The sequence below is a fragment of the Pseudomonas sp. SJZ131 genome (genome assembly GCF_007828705.1).
GTDB classification, from domain to species: Bacteria; Pseudomonadota; Gammaproteobacteria; order Pseudomonadales; family Pseudomonadaceae; genus Aquipseudomonas; species Aquipseudomonas prosekii.
This window is the reverse complement of sequence record NZ_VIVC01000001.1, coordinates 1,489,309-1,506,335: the sequence shown is the minus strand read 5'-3', so window position 1 is coordinate 1,506,335 and position 17,027 is coordinate 1,489,309. Positions and strand designations below refer to the sequence as shown.

General features: G+C 60.7%; 17 protein-coding genes and 1 pseudogene. 3 read left to right on the top strand and 15 right to left on the bottom strand.

The annotated features are described in order from the left end of the window. The first annotated feature begins 154 nt into the window (after positions 1-154). A complete protein-coding gene (locus tag FBY12_RS06620) occupies positions 155-2,335 on the top strand; it encodes a TonB-dependent siderophore receptor (RefSeq protein ID WP_145252173.1) in 2,181 nt (726 codons plus the stop codon). A gap of 96 nt (positions 2,336-2,431) precedes the next feature. On the opposite strand, the gene FBY12_RS06615 is transcribed toward FBY12_RS06620, so the two are convergent. The 14 genes and pseudogenes from FBY12_RS06615 to FBY12_RS06550 form a co-directional block, all read right to left on the bottom strand. Further along, complete coding sequence (locus FBY12_RS06615; protein WP_145252171.1) at positions 2,432-2,761, bottom strand: hypothetical protein; 330 nt, start codon at positions 2,759-2,761, stop codon at positions 2,432-2,434. A gap of 13 nt (positions 2,762-2,774) precedes the next feature. Next, positions 2,775-2,954 (bottom strand): hypothetical protein, encoded by a 180-nt coding sequence (locus tag FBY12_RS06610; RefSeq protein ID WP_145252169.1) that lies wholly within the window; start codon positions 2,952-2,954, stop codon positions 2,775-2,777. Between the two features lie 98 nt (positions 2,955-3,052). Continuing rightward, complete coding sequence (locus FBY12_RS06605) at positions 3,053-3,868, bottom strand: CoA ester lyase (protein WP_145252346.1); 816 nt, start codon at positions 3,866-3,868, stop codon at positions 3,053-3,055. Positions 3,869-3,900: 32 nt separating this feature from the next. After that, the gene (locus FBY12_RS06600) at positions 3,901-4,740 is read right to left on the bottom strand and encodes a MaoC family dehydratase N-terminal domain-containing protein (RefSeq protein WP_145252167.1); all 840 of its coding nucleotides are present in this window, start codon (positions 4,738-4,740) and stop codon (positions 3,901-3,903) included. 17 nt (positions 4,741-4,757) lie between these two features. Next, entirely contained in the window at positions 4,758-5,702 is a 945-nt protein-coding gene (locus FBY12_RS06595; protein WP_145252165.1) for an electron transfer flavoprotein subunit alpha/FixB family protein, read from the bottom strand. Positions 5,703-5,718: 16 nt separating this feature from the next. After that, positions 5,719-6,468, bottom strand: a pseudogene (locus FBY12_RS06590) (electron transfer flavoprotein subunit beta/FixA family protein). 63 nt (positions 6,469-6,531) lie between these two features. Next, positions 6,532-7,734 (bottom strand): CaiB/BaiF CoA-transferase family protein, encoded by a 1,203-nt coding sequence (locus FBY12_RS06585; RefSeq protein WP_145252163.1) that lies wholly within the window; start codon positions 7,732-7,734, stop codon positions 6,532-6,534. Positions 7,735-7,752: 18 nt separating this feature from the next. Next, the gene (locus tag FBY12_RS06580; protein WP_121732019.1) at positions 7,753-8,916 is read right to left on the bottom strand and encodes an acyl-CoA dehydrogenase family protein; all 1,164 of its coding nucleotides are present in this window, start codon (positions 8,914-8,916) and stop codon (positions 7,753-7,755) included. A 66-nt stretch (positions 8,917-8,982) separates the two neighbouring features. Then, a complete protein-coding gene (locus tag FBY12_RS06575; RefSeq protein ID WP_145252161.1) occupies positions 8,983-9,579 on the bottom strand; it encodes a thiamine pyrophosphate-dependent enzyme in 597 nt (198 codons plus the stop codon). Next, a complete protein-coding gene (locus FBY12_RS06570; protein ID WP_145252159.1) occupies positions 9,567-10,106 on the bottom strand; it encodes a thiamine pyrophosphate-binding protein in 540 nt (179 codons plus the stop codon). Before FBY12_RS06570 ends, FBY12_RS06575 begins: the two co-directional genes overlap by 13 nt. Before the next feature lie 286 nt (positions 10,107-10,392). Beyond that, positions 10,393-11,607: a pyridoxal phosphate-dependent aminotransferase gene (locus FBY12_RS06565; RefSeq protein ID WP_145252157.1), complete on the bottom strand. Its 1,215-nt coding sequence runs from the start codon at positions 11,605-11,607 to the stop codon at positions 10,393-10,395. Beyond that, positions 11,604-12,242 carry an RraA family protein gene (locus FBY12_RS06560; protein ID WP_145252155.1) on the bottom strand — a complete coding sequence of 213 codons (639 nt, stop codon included), beginning with the start codon at positions 12,240-12,242 and terminating at the stop codon, positions 11,604-11,606. The genes FBY12_RS06565 and FBY12_RS06560 overlap by 4 nt, the downstream gene beginning before the upstream one ends. Further along, positions 12,242-12,904 carry an RraA family protein gene (locus FBY12_RS06555; protein ID WP_145252153.1) on the bottom strand — a complete coding sequence of 221 codons (663 nt, stop codon included), beginning with the start codon at positions 12,902-12,904 and terminating at the stop codon, positions 12,242-12,244. The genes FBY12_RS06560 and FBY12_RS06555 overlap by 1 nt, the downstream gene beginning before the upstream one ends. Next, entirely contained in the window at positions 12,901-13,599 is a 699-nt protein-coding gene (locus tag FBY12_RS06550) for an RraA family protein (RefSeq protein WP_145252151.1), read from the bottom strand. Before FBY12_RS06550 ends, FBY12_RS06555 begins: the two co-directional genes overlap by 4 nt. Positions 13,600-13,704: 105 nt before the next feature. Here FBY12_RS06550 and FBY12_RS06545 point away from each other — a divergent pair, with 105 nt between their 5' ends. Continuing rightward, entirely contained in the window at positions 13,705-14,598 is an 894-nt protein-coding gene (locus tag FBY12_RS06545) for a LysR family transcriptional regulator (RefSeq protein WP_145252149.1), read from the top strand. Between the two features lie 148 nt (positions 14,599-14,746). Continuing rightward, entirely contained in the window at positions 14,747-15,565 is an 819-nt protein-coding gene (locus tag FBY12_RS06540) for an alpha/beta fold hydrolase (protein WP_256663269.1), read from the top strand. Between the two features lie 58 nt (positions 15,566-15,623). Here FBY12_RS06540 and FBY12_RS06535 read toward each other — a convergent pair whose 3' ends face one another. Beyond that, a complete protein-coding gene (locus FBY12_RS06535) occupies positions 15,624-16,919 on the bottom strand; it encodes an MFS family transporter (protein ID WP_256663284.1) in 1,296 nt (431 codons plus the stop codon). Between the last annotated feature and the right edge of the window lie 108 nt (positions 16,920-17,027).

Here is a 17,027-nt window from a genome sequence, read left to right as displayed (position 1 = left end):
GTCGCATTTGTTAACAATTGCTGTTCACAAATGAGAATGATTCGTTAATATGCCGGCCTACACGTAAACCCTTTGCCCCACTTCAAGTGCCTTCTCGCCTGAACGCTGGCCTGCAAAGTCGATACGTCTCCTTTCCCTTTGCAGGATCTTCGAGATGCTTCGTTCGTTCACACCCAAGTTCACCGGTGCTCTGGCGCTCAGCTTTTCCGCGGTTGTCATGGCCGAGACCCCACCGACGGAACCGCCCAAACCCCAGGATGGCGCGGGCCAGTTGACCCTCGGGAACGTGAACATCAACGCCGAAGCGGGCATCGCCGGCAGCTCCACCACCGAAGGCACCGGTTCCTACACAACGGGCGCGATGACCACCGCGACCAAACTGCCGTTGTCGATTCGCCAGACCCCGCAATCGGTCAGCGTCATCACGCGCCAGCGCATGGATGACCAGGGCATGAACGACGTCAACGACGTGGTCAAATACGCGCCCGGCCTGACCCTGCGCAAGTTCGGCGGCGACCGTCAGCAGTTTCTCGCGCGCGGTTTCACCATCGATAACCTGATGTACGACGGCCTGCCGACCAGCCTCAGCACCTTCACGCTCGACACCATTACCGGCGCTGACCTGGCAATGTACGACCGCGTCGAAGTGGTGCGCGGCGCGACGGGCCTGATGACCGGCGCCGGTAGCCCCTCGGCAACCTTGAACCTGGTGCGCAAGCGTCCGACCGCGACGCCGCAAGTCAGCATCACCACCAGCGCTGGCAGTTGGGATCGCTACCGCACCGAAGTCGACGCCTCGAACAAACTCAACGAGGCCGGCACCCTTCGTGGTCGCGTCGTCGCAGCTTATGAAGACGATAAAAGCTACATCGACGTCCGCGACAAACAGCGCCAAACCTTTTACGGCGTGCTGGAAGCGGACCTGAGCGACTGGACCACGTGGACCCTCGGCGCCTCCAAGCAGCGTGACGACGCCACCTCCGACTGGGGCAGCCTGCCTTCCGGGCGCAATGGCGAAGACTTGAACCTGCCGCGCTCGACGTTCCTCAGCAACGACTGGGCGTACTGGGATCGCGACAGCGTTTCGATGTTCACCGACCTGACCACGCGCCTCGACAACGGCTGGACCTCGAAACTCGCGTTCGCGAAGATCTGGGCCGAATCCAACACCTTCTCCAGCTACTTGAACCCGGCGGCCGGCGGCGGTTTTACCCAGTCTTCGGGCCAGTACGACACCACCGACGTGCAAACCAACCTCGACGGCTCGCTGTCGGGTCCGTTTCAATTGTTTGGGCGCGAACATGAGCTGACGATTGGTGCGAGCCGTCGGCAGGAGAAGTTCGATCAGAAGGGTGGTTTCTGGAACGCGGCGACGCCGGTCGATATCTACAACTTCGATCACAGCGTGATTGAAAAGCCTGACATCGCCAATCGCCAACCCTACGAAAGCCGCAACACCGCGACCGAGCAAGGCATTTACGCGGCCGCGCGCTTCAACCCGATCGACCCGTTGCACGTAATCATCGGCAGCCGTTTGAGCTGGTACGACTACGACAACCGCTCGGGCGCCGGCGACTACAAAGTCACCCAGGAAGTCACGCCGTACGCCGGCATCATCTACGACCTGAACGACACCTACTCGGTCTACGCCAGCTACACCGAAATCTTCAAACCACAAACCCAGCAAGACGTCAGCGGCGCCGTGCTCGACCCGATGACGGGCGAGAGCTACGAAATCGGTCTCAAAGGTGAATACTTCAACGGCGGTTTGAACGCTTCTGTCGCGCTGTTCGACATGACCCAGGAAAACCGCGCCTACGCGATTCCTGATCAACCGGCGAGCTGCCGCGCCACCAACCGCACCTGCTACGAAGCAGCCGGGGAGGTTCGCAGCCGTGGTATCGACACCGAAATCAGCGGCGCGCTCACGCCTAACTGGCAAGCCTCGGCGGCGTACACCTTGGTGCTGAGCCAATACGTCAAGGACCGCACTTATGACAAAGGCGAGTTGTTCGCGCCGAATCAACCGAAGCACTTGTTCAAAGCCGCGACCACTTACCACTTGCAGGGCAACCTGGAAAAGGCTCGCATCGGCGCCAACGTACTTGGGCAGAGTTCGACCTACGGCCGCGTCGGCACCGGCCACGCCGAGCAGGACGCGTATGCCGTGGTGGGCCTGATGGCCGGCTACGAAATCGACGAGCACTGGGATGCGCGGGTCAACCTGAACAACGTCTTCGACGAGAAATACTGGCAGGGCATCCCGACCGCCAGCGGCAGCGGCACTTATGGCGATCCGCGCAACGTGATGTTCTCGTTGAAGTGGACGCTTTGATGAGATGCAGAGTTATGAATTAACAAGCTAGCGCGGCAACTTCAGAAACCCCGGTCATTGATCGGGGTTTCTTTTTTTAAGCGGGGCGGGGGATTTCTAGTCGGGGGAAACATTGGCGCTAACCGCCTCGAACCAATCCGCATAAGGCGTATTGCGCACCTGTCGCCGATTGAAGTCAGGCGCACCGTCCGCCCACCAAACCGGCCCGCGCTCGCCGAGCGCCACTTTGGCCGTCTGCACACCTGCCCGCGCAGCTTTCATCTGCGCAGGGTCGCCAGATACTTTCGCCGCTTTGACCTCGCGCCGCGCGGCCATCAAATCGTCCACCAGACTTTGCCGTACGGTTTCATCGAGCGAAGGATTGCTGCAGCGCCACAACTGGCCTTTCACCACAAAATAACGCCCGTCAGGCGTGGTCGGGTGCATCAGCGTCGGTACATCAATTTGAACTCAGGCTGACCGCCCAGCCTCGGGCCATCGGCAGGCGGCGTTCGCGATAAACACTTACGGCAACAGGCGGTTGATGACGGCGTGCGATTCGCAGCACTCCCCACAACATCGCCAAAGCTACTGCCATCCAGGCCGCGATCATGCTGAAGATTGTCATTGCAAGGCTCATAAATTCCTCCACTGCTTTGTCGTCTTCTTGCTCTCCTTATAGGTGACCCTGGGTTTTTCAGGGGATTCAAATTTTCTGCGCCGCGTCAGCGCATCAGCTCAAATCGCTCGTGCGAGAATCGCCTGCGCCCGCCCGATGACCGGGGCATCGACCATTTGTCCGTCAAGCACAAATACGCCTTCGCCACTGCTTGCCGCGTCCATGATGCGTTGCGCCCACTGCAATTCTTCGAGGCTCGGCTTGAGTGCCTGGTGGATGACGGCAACTTGGCCGGGATGGATGCACAATGCGCCGCCAAAACCCATGTCGCGCGCAAATTGTACGGCGCTGTGCAGCCCGACTGTGTCATCGATGGCGGGGAAAACGCCGTCGAGCGCCGGGGCGAGGCCGGCGACGCGCGTGGCGAGCAACACTGCATAGCGGGCGTGGCTGAGAAATTCGTCTGCCGCGCGGCTGCCCATGCTCAGATTGAGGTCCAGGCCCAAATCGAGGCTGCCGAACGACAGCCGCTCGACGCCACGCGCCTCGGCAATCGCGCGGATGTCGGCCAAGCCCTTTGCACTCTCGATGATTGGCCAGATTGGCTTGCCAGTGGTGCGCGCGGTGTGCACGTGGGCGGCGGATTCGGCTTTGGGCAGCAGAATGCCGATGACCCCGGCATGTCGGGCGCATAGCGCCAGATCCGCTGCATGCGCCGGATGCTCGGGGGCGTTCACCCGCACCAGCATCCTTGCCGTCGGGTGTTCACTCAAGAAGCCTTCGAGGTTGTCGCGCGCCTGTTCCTTGAGGCTTTCCTGCACGGCATCTTCGAGGTCGACAATGACCCGGTCCGCGCCGCTGGCAATTGCTTTGGGGATGCGCTCCGGACGAGTCGCCGGCACGAACAGCGCAGAGCGCACAATGCCTGGGTTCAGGACATTGTTCATGGCAGTCTTCATAGCAGTGATCATGGTGTGAGGTCCTCGAATTCGACTTCGCCGAGCTGCGCAGTGCCGTCCTGATTGCCTGCCCAGAGTTGAGCTTTACCGGTGTCGACAAGGCGCCCGCCAACCTCGAAAGGCTGCGGTGCAATCAGCGGTCTGAGGCCTCGGAAACTGAAGCGCTTGACCCGCATATGTGGATGCGCGTTGCTGAAAGCGCGCAAGTTCAGCGTGGCAATCAATGGTCCGTGCACGACCAGTCCCGGATAACCTTCGGTTTGCGTGACGTAAGGCCAGTCGTAGTGAATGCGATGGCCATTGAAGGTTACGGCGGAATAACGAAACAGCAAGGTCGGGGAGGGCTCGACGTGTTCCTGCCATTGCCCCTGCGGCAACGCCTCGGTGCCGCTGAGTTTCGGCGGAGTCGGTTCGCGGTAGACGATGTCTTGTTCGTCTTGCAGAACGCGTTGCCCGTCCTGGAAATATTCGTGGCGCACAGTGACAAACAGCAAGGAACCGCTGCGCCCCTGTTTCTCTTCGACGTTGAGAATGGTCGAAATGCAAGTCACTTCGGCCTCGACGCGCAACGGCTGGTAAAACTCGAGGCGGCTGCCTGCCCACATGCGATTGCGCTTGTGCGCCGGTGGCAGAAATCCGCCGAGTGCCGGATGCCCATCCGGGCCGAGTGCGTCGGCGGCTACCGGATCCTGAAAAAACGCCCAATGCCACAGCGGCGGCAGCGCTTCGCCGGCTTTTGGGGCGGGTTCGCCCAGCGTCGCGGCGATGCGTTTGACCAAGGTAAAACTGATCCGGTCATGGCATTCCTGACGCCGACCAATCCACGCAGAAAAATCGCTAGTGCTCATGGTTATTGCTCCTGTCATCAGGCGAGGGCGGACAGCTCGGGGATTGCTTCGAACAGGTCAGCGACCAGGCCGTAATCGGCCACCTGGAAGATCGGCGCTTCTTCGTCCTTGTTGATCGCAACGATCACTTTGGAGTCTTTCATGCCGGCCAAGTGCTGGATCGCGCCGGAGATACCGACCGCGATGTACAGCTGTGGCGCAACGATTTTGCCGGTCTGGCCCACCTGCATATCGTTGGGTACAAAACCTGCGTCGACTGCGGCGCGCGAAGCGCCAACAGCAGCGCCCAGCTTGTCGGCCAGCGCGTACAGGTGTTTGAAGTTGTCACCGTTCTGCATGCCGCGACCGCCGGAAACGACGATTTTGGCAGCGGTCAGTTCCGGACGATCGGACTTGGCCAGTTCTTCGCCAACGAAGCTCGAGATCGCAGCATCGTGAGCAGCGCCAACGGCTTCAACAGCCGCCGAACCACCTTCAGCGGCAACCGGGTCGAAACCGGTGGCGCGCACGGTGATCACTTTGATCGCAGCGTTCGATTGCACGGTAGCAATGGCGTTACCGGCGTAGATCGGGCGCTTGAAGGTGTCAGCGCTTTCGACCGAGATGATCTCGGAGATCTGGTCAACGTCCAGCTGAGCGGCAACGCGCGGCAGGATGTTTTTGCCGTTGGAAGTCGCGGCAGCCAGGATGTGGCTGTAGCCCGAAGCCAGCTCAGCTACCAGTGGCGCAACGTTTTCCGGCAGCTGATGCGCGTAAGCGGCGTTGTCAGCGTTCAGGACTTTGCTCACGCCAGCGATTTTCGCAGCGGCTTCAGCCACGGCGCCAGCGCCTTGACCGGCGACCAGAACGTGGATGTCACCACCGATTTTGACGGCAGCAGCGACGGTGTTCAGCGTGGCCGGGGCCAGCACTTTGTTGTCATGCTGGTTCATTGAATAGTCGGCGATTACCAAGATAGTCATGATTCGGCTCCTTAATTCAAAGCACCTTCGCTTCGTTTTTCAGTTTCTCGACCAGTTCAGCCACCGACTTGACCTTGATACCCGCGCTGCGTGCAGCAGGCGCTTCGACTTTGACGGTCTTGTTGGTGGAGGCGGTGGAAACGCCCAAAGCGTCTGGAGTCAGCACTTCAAGAGGCTTCTTCTTGGCTTTCATGATGTTTGGCAGGGACGCATAACGCGGCTCGTTCAAACGCAGGTCGGTGGTGACGATGGCCGGCAGTTTCAGGGAAACTGTCTGCGCGCCGCCGTCGATTTCGCGAGTTACGGCAACGCTATCGCCCGACACTTCGACTTTCGAAGCGAAGGTGCCTTGGCCGTAGCCGCTCAATGCAGCGAGCATCTGGCCAGTCTGGTTGTTATCGCTGTCGATCGCTTGTTTGCCAAGGATCACCAGCTGTGGCTGTTCCTTGTCGACAACGGCTTTCAACAGTTTGGCAACGGCCAGGGAAGTCAGATCTTCAGCGGATTAGACGAGGATGGCGCGGTCGGCACCCAGAGCCAGCGCGGTGCGCAGTTGCTCTTGAGCAGTGGACGGGCCGATGGAGACGACGACGATTTCAGTGGCGATCCCGGACTCTTTCAAGCGTACCGCTTGCTCCACGGCGATTTCGCAGAACGGGTTCATCGACATCTTCACGTTGGCGAGGTCGACGCCAGACTGGTCGGCTTTGACGCGAACCTTGACGTTGTAATCAACCACGCGTTTGACCGCTACAAGAACTTTCATTGGGCAGTGTTCTCTGAATAAAACGTTAATCATGACGGGCACGCGGCGGGTGTGAATTTGCCGCTAAATCGCCCCGGCCGCGCGCATCTGCGCAATGCGCTCGCTGCCCAGCCCCAACTCTTTGAGTACCTGCTCGGTGTGCTCGCCGAGGCCTGGCACGGCATCCATGCGCGGTTCGAAAGCGCTGTTGCTGGCGGGCGGAAGCAGGCTCGGAACGCTGCCGGCAGAGGTCTCGACGTCGCGCCAACGGTCCCGTGCACGCAGTTGCGGATGATCCCAGACGCCTTGCATGTCATTGACCCGCGCATTGGCAATTTGCGCATGCTCCAGGCGGTCGATGACCGCATCGAAATTCAGCGTAGAAAACGATTCAACAATCAGTGCGCGCAGCGCGTCGCGGTTTTCCACGCGTTTGAAATTTGCCGAAAAACGCGGATCCGTCGCCAGTTCCGGCATCAGCAGGACCTTGGCGCAAAACAGCTGCCACTCGCGTTCGTTCTGCAAACCGAGCATCACCGTGGTGCCGTCGCCGATGGGGAAGGGCCCATAGGGATAAATCGTCGCGTGCGCAGCGCCGGCTCGCGGTGGCGGCGGTGCACCGGCGTAGGCGTAATACAGCGGATAGTTCATCCACTCGACCAGGCTTTCGAGCATCGACACATCGAGGTGGCTACCTTCGCCAGTGCGCTCGCGCAGCAGCAGCGCTGAAAGAATCCCGGTGTAGGCGTACATGCCGGCGGCGATGTCGGCAATCGAACAACCGGCCTTGGCCATCTGGTCCTCGCCGGGGCCGCCGGTCACCGAAAGAAAACCGCCCTCGCTCTGAATCAACAGGTCGTAAGCCTTTTTCTTTTCATAAGGACCACCGGCGCCATAGCCGGAAATGTCACAGACAATCAGCCGCGGAAAACGCTGGTGCAACGCCTCAAACGACAACCCCATGCGCGCCGCGGCGCCGGGCGCGAGGTTTTGCACCAGCACATCGGCCGTGGCCAGCAAGCTGTCGAGCACCTCGCTGGCGCAGTCCTGTTTCAGATCGAGCGTCAGGCTTTCTTTCGAGCGATTGGTCCAGACGAAGTGCGAGGCCAAGCCATTGACGCGCTGGTCGTAGCCGCGCGCGAAGTCGCCGCTGGCGGGGCGTTCGACCTTGATTACGCGGGCGCCGAGGTCGGCCAATTGGCGGGTGCAAAAGGGCGCTGCAATGGCATGCTCGAGGCTGACCACGGTCAAGCCATCGAGCGGGCGGAGGCCTTGGGGCTGGCTCATGAGGTATCTCTCTTGTTATTAGAAAGAGCGCGGCAGCTCGAGCAAATGTTCAGCCACGTACGACAAGATCAAGTTGGTAGAGATAGGCGCGACCTGGTACAGCCGGGTCTCTCGAAACTTGCGCTCGACGTCGTATTCGCAGGCAAACCCGAAGCCGCCGTGGGTCTGCAAACAGGCGTTCGCCGCTTCCCATGAGGCTTTCGCCGCAAGGTATTTGGCCATGTTCGCGCTGGCGCCGGCATTGATGCCGCTGTCGTATTCCTCGCAGGCACGCCAGCGCATCAAATCAGCGGCTTCGATCTCGATGTGTGCTTCAGCGATAGGGAATTGCACGCCCTGGTTTTGCCCGATCGGCCGGCCGAACACCACGCGGTCGCGGGCGTAGGCGCTGGCCTTCTCGATAAACCAGCGACCATCGCCAATGCACTCGGCGGCAATCAGTGTGCGTTCGGCATTCAGGCCGTCGAGGATGTAGCGGAAGCCTTTGCCTTCTTCGCCAATCAAGCTGTCAGCGGGGATTTGCAGGTTGTCGAAGAACAGCTCGTTGGTTTCGTGGTTGACCATGTTGGCAATCGGTTGCACGGTCATGCCGTTGCCGATGGCTTCACGCAGATCGACGAGGAAGATCGACATGCCTTCGGACTTTTTCTTTACCTCCGCCAGCGGCGTGGTCCGCGCCAGCAGAATCATCAGGTCGGAATGCTGGACCCGCGAGATCCAGACTTTCTGCCCGTTGATCACGTATTTGTCGCCGTGCTTGATCGCGGTGGTTTTGATTTTCGTGGTGTCGGTGCCAGTGGTGGGCTCGGTGACACCCATCGATTGCAGACGCAGTTCACCGCTGGCAAGTTTGGGCAGGTAATAGCTTTTCTGCGCGTCGCTGCCGTGGCGCAGCAAGGTGAACATGTTGTACATCTGGCCGTGAACGGTGCCGGAATTGCCGCCGCAACGGTTCACTTCTTCAAGGATCACCGACGCTTCCGCCAGCCCCAGGCCCGAGCCGCCGTACTCCAGCGGAATCATCGCTGCCAGCCAACCGGCGTCGGTCAGGGCTTTGACGAAGGTTTCCGGGAAACCTTTTTCTTCATCGACCTTGCGCCAGTAGGCGGCATCGAATTCAGCACAGAGGGCGCGCACGCCATCGCGGATGGCATTGAGTTCTTCACAGTTGCGGTCAGTCATTATTATTCTCCTCAACGCGTCACGCCTGGCGTCGGCCGTGCGTGAGCGATTCCGGGCAAAAAGCGATCAGAGCGGGTTGAAACCGAGGGCCGCGCGAAAGCGATTCTTGATGTAGTGACCATCGCGCGGTGGCAGCACACGAGGCGGGTTTTCAGCTTTGATTTTGATCGTCGCAAGCTTGACGCCGTCGCGGCTGCCAAAGCGCTCACGCAGTTCGTGGACGCCTTGCATGTCGCGGATTTCGTCAGTCCAACTGAAACCGCAGGTTTTGGCGACTTGATCCAGAGAAATCCCGAACCCGGCATGGCTGACCTGCATCCCGGTTTCACCGAAGTGACCGTTGTCGAGCACAGCGATGGTCAGGTTGGACGGTTTCTGCAACGCAACGGTTGCCAGCGCGCCGAAGCCCATCAGCAGTTCGCCGTCACCGGTGACCACCACCACCGACTTATCCGGTTGCGCATTGGCGAGGCCGAGGCCGACGGTGATCGCGCTGCCCATGGCGGCCCAGAGGTAATAATTGAGGTCATGGTCGCCGGCAGCCATCACGTCATAGGACGCGGAACCGAGCCCGGTCACCACCAGCACGTCTTTGCGATCGGCGAGCAAGGCCTTGACCACGTCGCGGCGGTCCAGCGTGTGGTTTGCGCTTACTTGACCCATTTCTTTTCTCCAATCAGGCGCTGACCGAGCAGCAGGGCAGTGGACGAATCACCGTTGAACGCCATGGTTGCGGCGCCATGCAGCAGCGGAGCGACGTCTTGTGGCACGTCGGCGCGCCAGGTCATGACGTTCATCAGCTTCAGCGATGCTTCGGTGGCCTGGCCCATCGGGTTTTGCCAGGCGTTGAATTCGGCCCAGTCGCCGCGCATGGTGATCACCATCAGCAGCGGGAAACCCGCGCACACTTGCAGCGCCAAGGTGTTGATGCAGTTGCCGACGCCGCTCGATTGCATCAGCAGTGCGCCGCGTTCGCCGCCCAGCCATGCGCCGGCCAGATAGCCGATGCCTTCTTCTTCGGTGGTGAGGACGACAGCCTTGATGTCCGGGTCGGCGTACGACATGCGGATCGCCGCCGAGTGGCCGGCATCCGGGACGAACACCACGTGTTTGACGTCGTGGGCCTTGAGCACGCGAAACACGTCCTCTTGCCAGCCCTGCCCTGCGGTTTGTTCAGCTTCTGTTGACATGCCCATCTCCCAAGCAGTGCTGCTTTTGTGTTTTCACTCATTCTGGGAGGGTTGGCGAGGAACGACGACTACCGTTTTTGTCTTTGAGATATGCCCAATTTGTATCGCTCGTCGGCGAAAGCGCGGGATAGGGCACGGCGGCGATAGCCACGGATTATCGCTGGTGCAGTTATCAGCGATTGTCAGTGAAAAAAACCCGGCCGCAGCCGGGTGATTCCAGTCGGTTGAGCCTGCCCAATCCTGTGTTGGGCTGCGCAGCAGTCTTGGTCGTCAGGTGTGCACGGCGTCAGCGCAGCGCGTTGCAGAACTGGCGAATCGCCTCGCAGGCCTTGCGCAACGACTCGTCATCGAGGGCGTAGGCGATTCTCAGGTACGGGCCGAGGCCGAAGGCGCTGCCGTGCACCACAGCGACGTCGGCTTCGTCGAGCAGCGCGAGGGCGACGTCTTCGTCGCTGTGCAGCGCCCGCCCGCCGGCGGAAGTACGACCGATCAAACCCGCGCATGAGGCAAAAACATAAAACGCCCCGGTCGGGCTGACGCAGCTTAACCCCGGTGTGGCGTTGAGCAACGCCACCATCAAATCGCGCCGCGACTGGAACGCGGTGCGGCTGGTGTGCAGGAAGTCCTTGGGCCCGGCCAGTGCGGCGAGCGCAGCCTGTTGTGAGATCGCGCATGCGCCCGATGTCTGTTGTCCTTGAAGTTTCTCCATCGCCTCGAGCAACCAGCGCGGGCCGGTGGCAAAACCTATGCGCCAGCCAGTCATAGCATAGGCTTTGGACACACCGTTCATGGTCAAGACGCGCGGCGCCAATCGAGGCTCGACCTGGGCCAGGGTGAAAAACGCCTCAGCGTCGAAGATCAAGTGCTCATAAATGTCATCCGCCAGGATCAGTACGTGCGGATGGGCCAGCAATACCTGCGCCAACGCCTGTAGTTCTTCGCGGCTGTATACCGCGCCGGTCGGGTTGGATGGCGAATTGAGAATCAGCCAGCGGGTATGCGCGGTGATCGCTGCGGCGAGCGCCGCCGGGGTCAGTTTGAAACCACTGCTGGCGTCGCACGTGACGATTTTCACCTCGGCACCGCACAGCTCGACCATCTCCGGGTAACTGACCCAATAGGGCGCCGGGACGATGACCTGATCACCCTCGTTCAGGGTGGCGGCCAGGGCGTTATGAATCACCTGCTTGCCGCCATTGCAAATCAGCGTGTCTTGCCATGTCACGTCGAGGCCGTTCTCATTACGAAACTTGGCCGCGACCGCCTCGCGTAATGAACGCACGCCGGCCACCTGGGTGTAACGCGTGTGACCGTTCTCGATCGCCTGAATCGCAGCTTCGCGGATGTGCTGCGGGGTATCGAAGTCGGGTTCGCCGGCGCACAGCGAGATAATGCTCGCGCCTTGTGCCCGCCGTTGCGCCACACGGTCGATGATCTGGTAAGTCGCTGAAGGCTGGGCGCGCGCCAGACGCTGGTTGAGTCGCTGAATATTGGCGCTCATGCGCGGCTTCTCCATTCGGTCAGATTCATCAGTTCCAGAGTCGAGCGACCCTCCGTCAGCGCCTGCATCATCTGCGCTTCCTTGCTGGCGCGGGCCTCGCCTTCAGCGAGGGTGCGGGCCGCGTCTGCCAGTGGAATGATGATCACCCCGTCATCGTCCGCCACCACCCAATCGCCGGGCGCGACGTCGACGCCGTTGAAATTGAACGGCTGGCCGACCGAAGGCACGCTGCTTTTGAGCGTGCCGCGCACCGAGACCCCACGCGCAAACACCGGAAACCGACGTTTCTTTAGTGCAGCGATATCGCGCACGCCGCCATCAATCACCAGGCCCACTACGCCCGCCGCTTCGGCCGCGACCGTCAGCACTTCGCCCCAGTAACCGGCGATGAAATTGCCGGTGCCGACCACCAGCACACTGCCGCGCGGCACGCGCTCCAGGGCCAGATGTAACGCCAGGTTATCGCCCGGCGAACACTGCAGCGGGTAAGCCGGCGCGCCGATAAAAGCGCCGTCCCACACCGGGCGAATCGAGCTATCGACCGCGCAGGGCAGGTGCGAGGCTTCATACAGTGTGGAGCTGCCGAGGGCTTTGGCCCGTTCTGGGAAATTCAACGGCACGGGAAGCGAAGTCATCAGTTTTTCCTCTGCAAGCTGTGGTAGCCCAGCAATGCGCGGGCCTCTTTGAGGGTTTTGCCCTGGCGGATCAGTTGCCGGATGTCGGCTTCGACCGCTTCGATTTGCCGGGCGCACGCCGCCACTTCTTCGGCGCGCGCGCGTGGCACGATCACCACGCCGTTGGCGTCGGCAATCACGATGTCACGCGCACAGACCCGCGTCGTGCCGATGGAAATCGGCTGATTGACCGACTGCACCTGGACCCGGTCTTTACCGGTGCGCATGAAACGTCCTTTGCTGAACAGGGGATAGCCGTCGCCCAACGCTTTGCTGACGTCGCGGCACACGCCGTCAATGACCGTAGCGGCAATTTTTCGGTTACCGGCGTATTCGGTCATGATGTCGCCCCACACCGTGCAATCGGTACGGCCGCCGTTGTCGATCAGCACCACATCGCCAGGTCGCACGTCTTCGATGAAGTCGCCAACAGTACCGGGCGGCACGCTGGCCGAAACGTATTGCACGGTGAACGCCGGGCCGACCACCACCGCGCGGTAGTTATCCAGCGGCGCGATGCCCAGGCATTGGCCGGGCAGCCCGAGTTTGTCCAAGGCGTCGGAAACGCCGGGCGTGTCGAGACCCTCGAACAGGGCAACGATGTTTTGGTCTTCGAGGGTCATTCGGCAGGCTCCTGATTGATCGCCTCAAATTGGCTGTCGTGCATCACCTCGGCCACCGAGCGGCCGCTGCGCACCGCAGCGACCATTGCGTCTTGGCGGCGGGCAATGCGCTCGCCGAGGTCGAGGACTTTTTCGATAAAGGCTCGGGCGATGAACACCGCGCCGCAGTTGTCGGCAATGACGTAGTCGTCTTCGCTGACGGTGACTCCGGCCACGGTGATAGGGACGGCGGCGTCGATTTGCACCACGCGATTGCGCGCGCTGATCATGGTCACGCCACGGCCGAACACCGGGTAGCCAATCGCCGCGCTGCCGTCGATGTCACGGCTGAAACCATCGATCACCGTACCGCGCACCTGCTTGCCTGCGGCGGCATTGGCCAGAATGTCGCCCCAGCAGGAAATACCCTCGATGCCGCCGGCAATCACCAGAATTCGCTCATCGCTGGCAATCTGTTCAACCACCGGCGTGATCAAGTGCACGCTGGGCACGTTGTCGGATTTGGCGGCGAGCAACACCGTGCTGGCGCGCCCGACAATTTTTGGGCAGTTCCACAACGGACGCAGGCCGACCGTGGCGCCCGGCAGACCGAGGAAGTCCAGCGCGTCGGACACGGTGTTGGTGTCCAGCGCGGCCAGACGCTCCAGAACTGTTGGACGATTATTGGGCGGGTTAGCGGTGTGAGGGTGAGTCATCTGAAAGCCCCGGTAATGGCTGAGGCGCTCAGTGTCGACAACCCGGTTTGATAGGTATATTACGAATCGCAGAAGCTTCAGATACGTTCAACCTATGGATAAATCATGATCAACTTCCGTCTGATCCGGCATTTATGGCTGTTCCTCGCGGTGGCCGAAGAGCAGAATTTCGGCCGCGCGGCCAAGCGTCTCGGCATGTCGCAACCGCCACTGAGCGAGCAGATCCAGATTCTCGAGCACGCGCTCAAGGTCAAGCTGTTCGAACGTTCGCGGCGTGGCGCCAAACTGACCCCGGTGGGCGCGGCGATCCTGCCCGCCGTGCGCAAATTCGCCGAGCAACTGGAACGCCTGGAACTGGCCGTGGAAGAAGCGGTGGCGGGTCAGTCGGGGATGTTGACCATCGGCGCGATCTCCACGGCCATGTTCGATGTGTTGCCGGGGCTGATCGAACAATTGAAAGTCGATTACCCGCACCTGACCGTGTCGGTGCGCGAAATCGACAGCGTCGAGGCGGTTCCGGCGCTCGAGACCGGCGACATCGACTTGGCGTTCGCGCGCCTCGACGGGGATTTGGGCGACTCGCTGAAATCGCTGCCGCTGGTGGAAGACCGCTTGGTGGTGGCGTTGCCCGGCGATCATCCGTTGGCCGCACGCACGCGCATCAGCTTGCCCAGCCTGGCCAACGAGCCGTGGGTGATGTTTTCGCGCAAAGTCAGCCCGGTGTATTTCGACAATTTGATCGCGACGTGCCGCGCCAGCGGTTTTTCCCCGCGCGTGCTGCATGAAGTGCGCTCGGTAGCCTCGCAAATCGCCTTTGTCAGTTATGGTCAGGGCATCGCGCTGGTGCCGGCGTCGCTGAAAAAAATGGCCCCGGACAACGTGGTGTTTCGTGCGCTCAGCCAAAAACTCAATGTGGTGACCACGGCAGTGGCGTGGAACGCCGATCGTCCCCACCCGGTTGTCGACGCGGTGATCGCGCGGTTCGCCGACAAGTCCTGAGCAGCCATGGCAAACCTCGGTTGATAGGTTTGGCGTATCAGAACCTTCGTTGATCGGTCATTTACATCTGGCCCGAATCGTCTGAAATTGCCCGGCTGCCGGCAACTCCGAGTTCACGGCGTTGTTTATGCTCAAGGAGATTTTTAACGTGTCTTCATCGCAATCCTTCGCTCATACCTCACTGCCGCTGACGGTCGGCAATGTCCAGGTGAACATCGCCACACTTCACCGCGAAGGAGAGCGGACGCCGATTGTATTCCTGCATGGTTTTGGCTCAACCAAGGAGGATTACGCCGACCTCGTTTTGCATCAGTCATTTGCCGGTCATGCGTTTCTTGCGTACGACGCGCCGGGGTGCGGCGACAGTCAGTGCAGCGACCTGTCGAGCCTATCCATCGAAATGCTGGTTGAGACGGCGCTGCAGGTTCTGGCGCATTTCAAGATCGAGCGCTTTCACCTTGTTGGTCACTCGATGGGCGGTTTGACCGCGTTGATGCTGGCCCACCGTTGCCCGCAACGGGTGATCAGCTTCGTCGACATCGAGGGCAATATTGCCCCGGAGGATTGCTTCCTCAGCCGGCAGATTGTCGATTATCCGAGCGACGATCCCGAGGCGTTTTTCACCGGGTTTATCGAGCGCGCTCGCCACGCGCCGGCGTTTGCCAGCGCGTTGTATGCAGCGAGCTTGCGCCGCAAGGTACGTGCGGGAGCGGTGCGGGGGATTTTCCAGTCGATGGTCGAGCTGTCGGATAACGCCGACCTGATGGGCAAATTCCTCGGTTTGCAGTGCCCACGGATGTTCAAGTACGGCGAGCAGAATGCCTCGCTGTCGTACCTGCCGCATATTCAGGCACACGGCGTGCGGCTGGCGCAAATTGCAGCGTGCGGGCATTTCCCGATGTACTCCAACCCGATGGCGATGTGGGCGCAGATTGCCGATTTTCATGCGAGTTGCGCTCTCGATTGACCGAGCAAAAAAAAGGCCCATGAGTGTTCATGGGCCTGAAGGTTCTGTAGCGCTGCGATCAGGCGCGTGCGGCGTTTTGCCTGGCGCAACCCTTCAACCCGGTGCGCTCTTCGATTTCGCCCGAGCCGCTGATATAGCCGTACTTCGAGAGGTTCGGCATGAGCATCGAGGCAATAAACGTGATGCTCACAATCGCCGCCACGTAGAAGAAAAAATACTCCTCGATCCCCTGTGAGCGCAGTGACAGCGCCACGTATTCCGCCGTGCCGCCGAACGCCGCGTTGCCCACCGCATACGGGAAACCGACGCCGAGGGCGCGCACGGCGGGCGGGAACAGTTCGGCTTTGACGATCCCGGCAATCGGCGTGTACAGCGACGCGATGGCCAGACCGCCGAACACCAGCAAAAACGCAGTGAACGGGTTGCTCACCGATTGCAGCGAATACAGCAGCGGGATCACCAGCACCATGGCGAATCCGGAGAACATCAGCATGTGCAACTTGATGCCGATGCGGTCAGCGAGCAAGCCGAACAGCGGTTGGCAAAACATGAAGCCAACCAATGCTGCGGTCATGATGAAACTCACGGTTTCCGGGCTGAACCCGGCCGAGATCACCAGAAACTTCTGCATGTAAGTGGTGAATGTATAGAAGTACAGCGAGCCGCCAATGGTGAAGGCGACCACCAGCGCCACCGCGCGCTTGTGCTTGAACATGCCGCGCAACGAACCGGCGTCCTTGCGCTTCATTTCACTTTTGCTGGCGGTTTCATGCATGGCGCGGCGCAGATACACCACCACGATCGAACTCAGCGCACCGATGAAAAACGGAATCCGCCAGCCCCACTCGCGCAGCTCTTCGCCGGTCAGCGTTTGCTGAAGAATGACCACGGTCATCAGCGCCAGCAACTGCCCGGCAATGATCGTGAAGTATTGGAACGAGCCATAAAAGCAGCGCCGGCCGGGCGTTGCGATCTCACTGATGTAGGTGGCGCCGGTGCCGTATTCGGCGCCCACCGACAAGCCCTGGATCAGGCGCGCAATCACCAGCATCACCGGTGCCGCGACGCCGATGCTTTCGTAGGTCGGCATGACAGCGATCAGCAGCGAACCGGCGCACATCATGAACACTGAAATAATCATCGAAATCTTGCGGCCACGGGTGTCGGCGATCCAGCCAAAAATCCACCCGCCCAGCGGCCGCATGAAGAAGCCGACGGCAAATACCCCGGCCGTCGCCAGCAGTTGGCTGGTGGTGTCGCCCTTGGGGAAGAACGAAGCGGCGAAGTAAATCGCGGTGTAGGCGTAGATGAAAAAGTCGTACCACTCGACCAGGTTGCCCGAGCAGGCACCCATGATCGCTTTGACCCGATTGGGGCTTTTTGGCGTTGAGCTGTTGCCCGCAAAATCGCTGGATTTAGTGAGGGAGTTAGGCATGGTTGTTCACCCTTTTTTCAAGGCGAG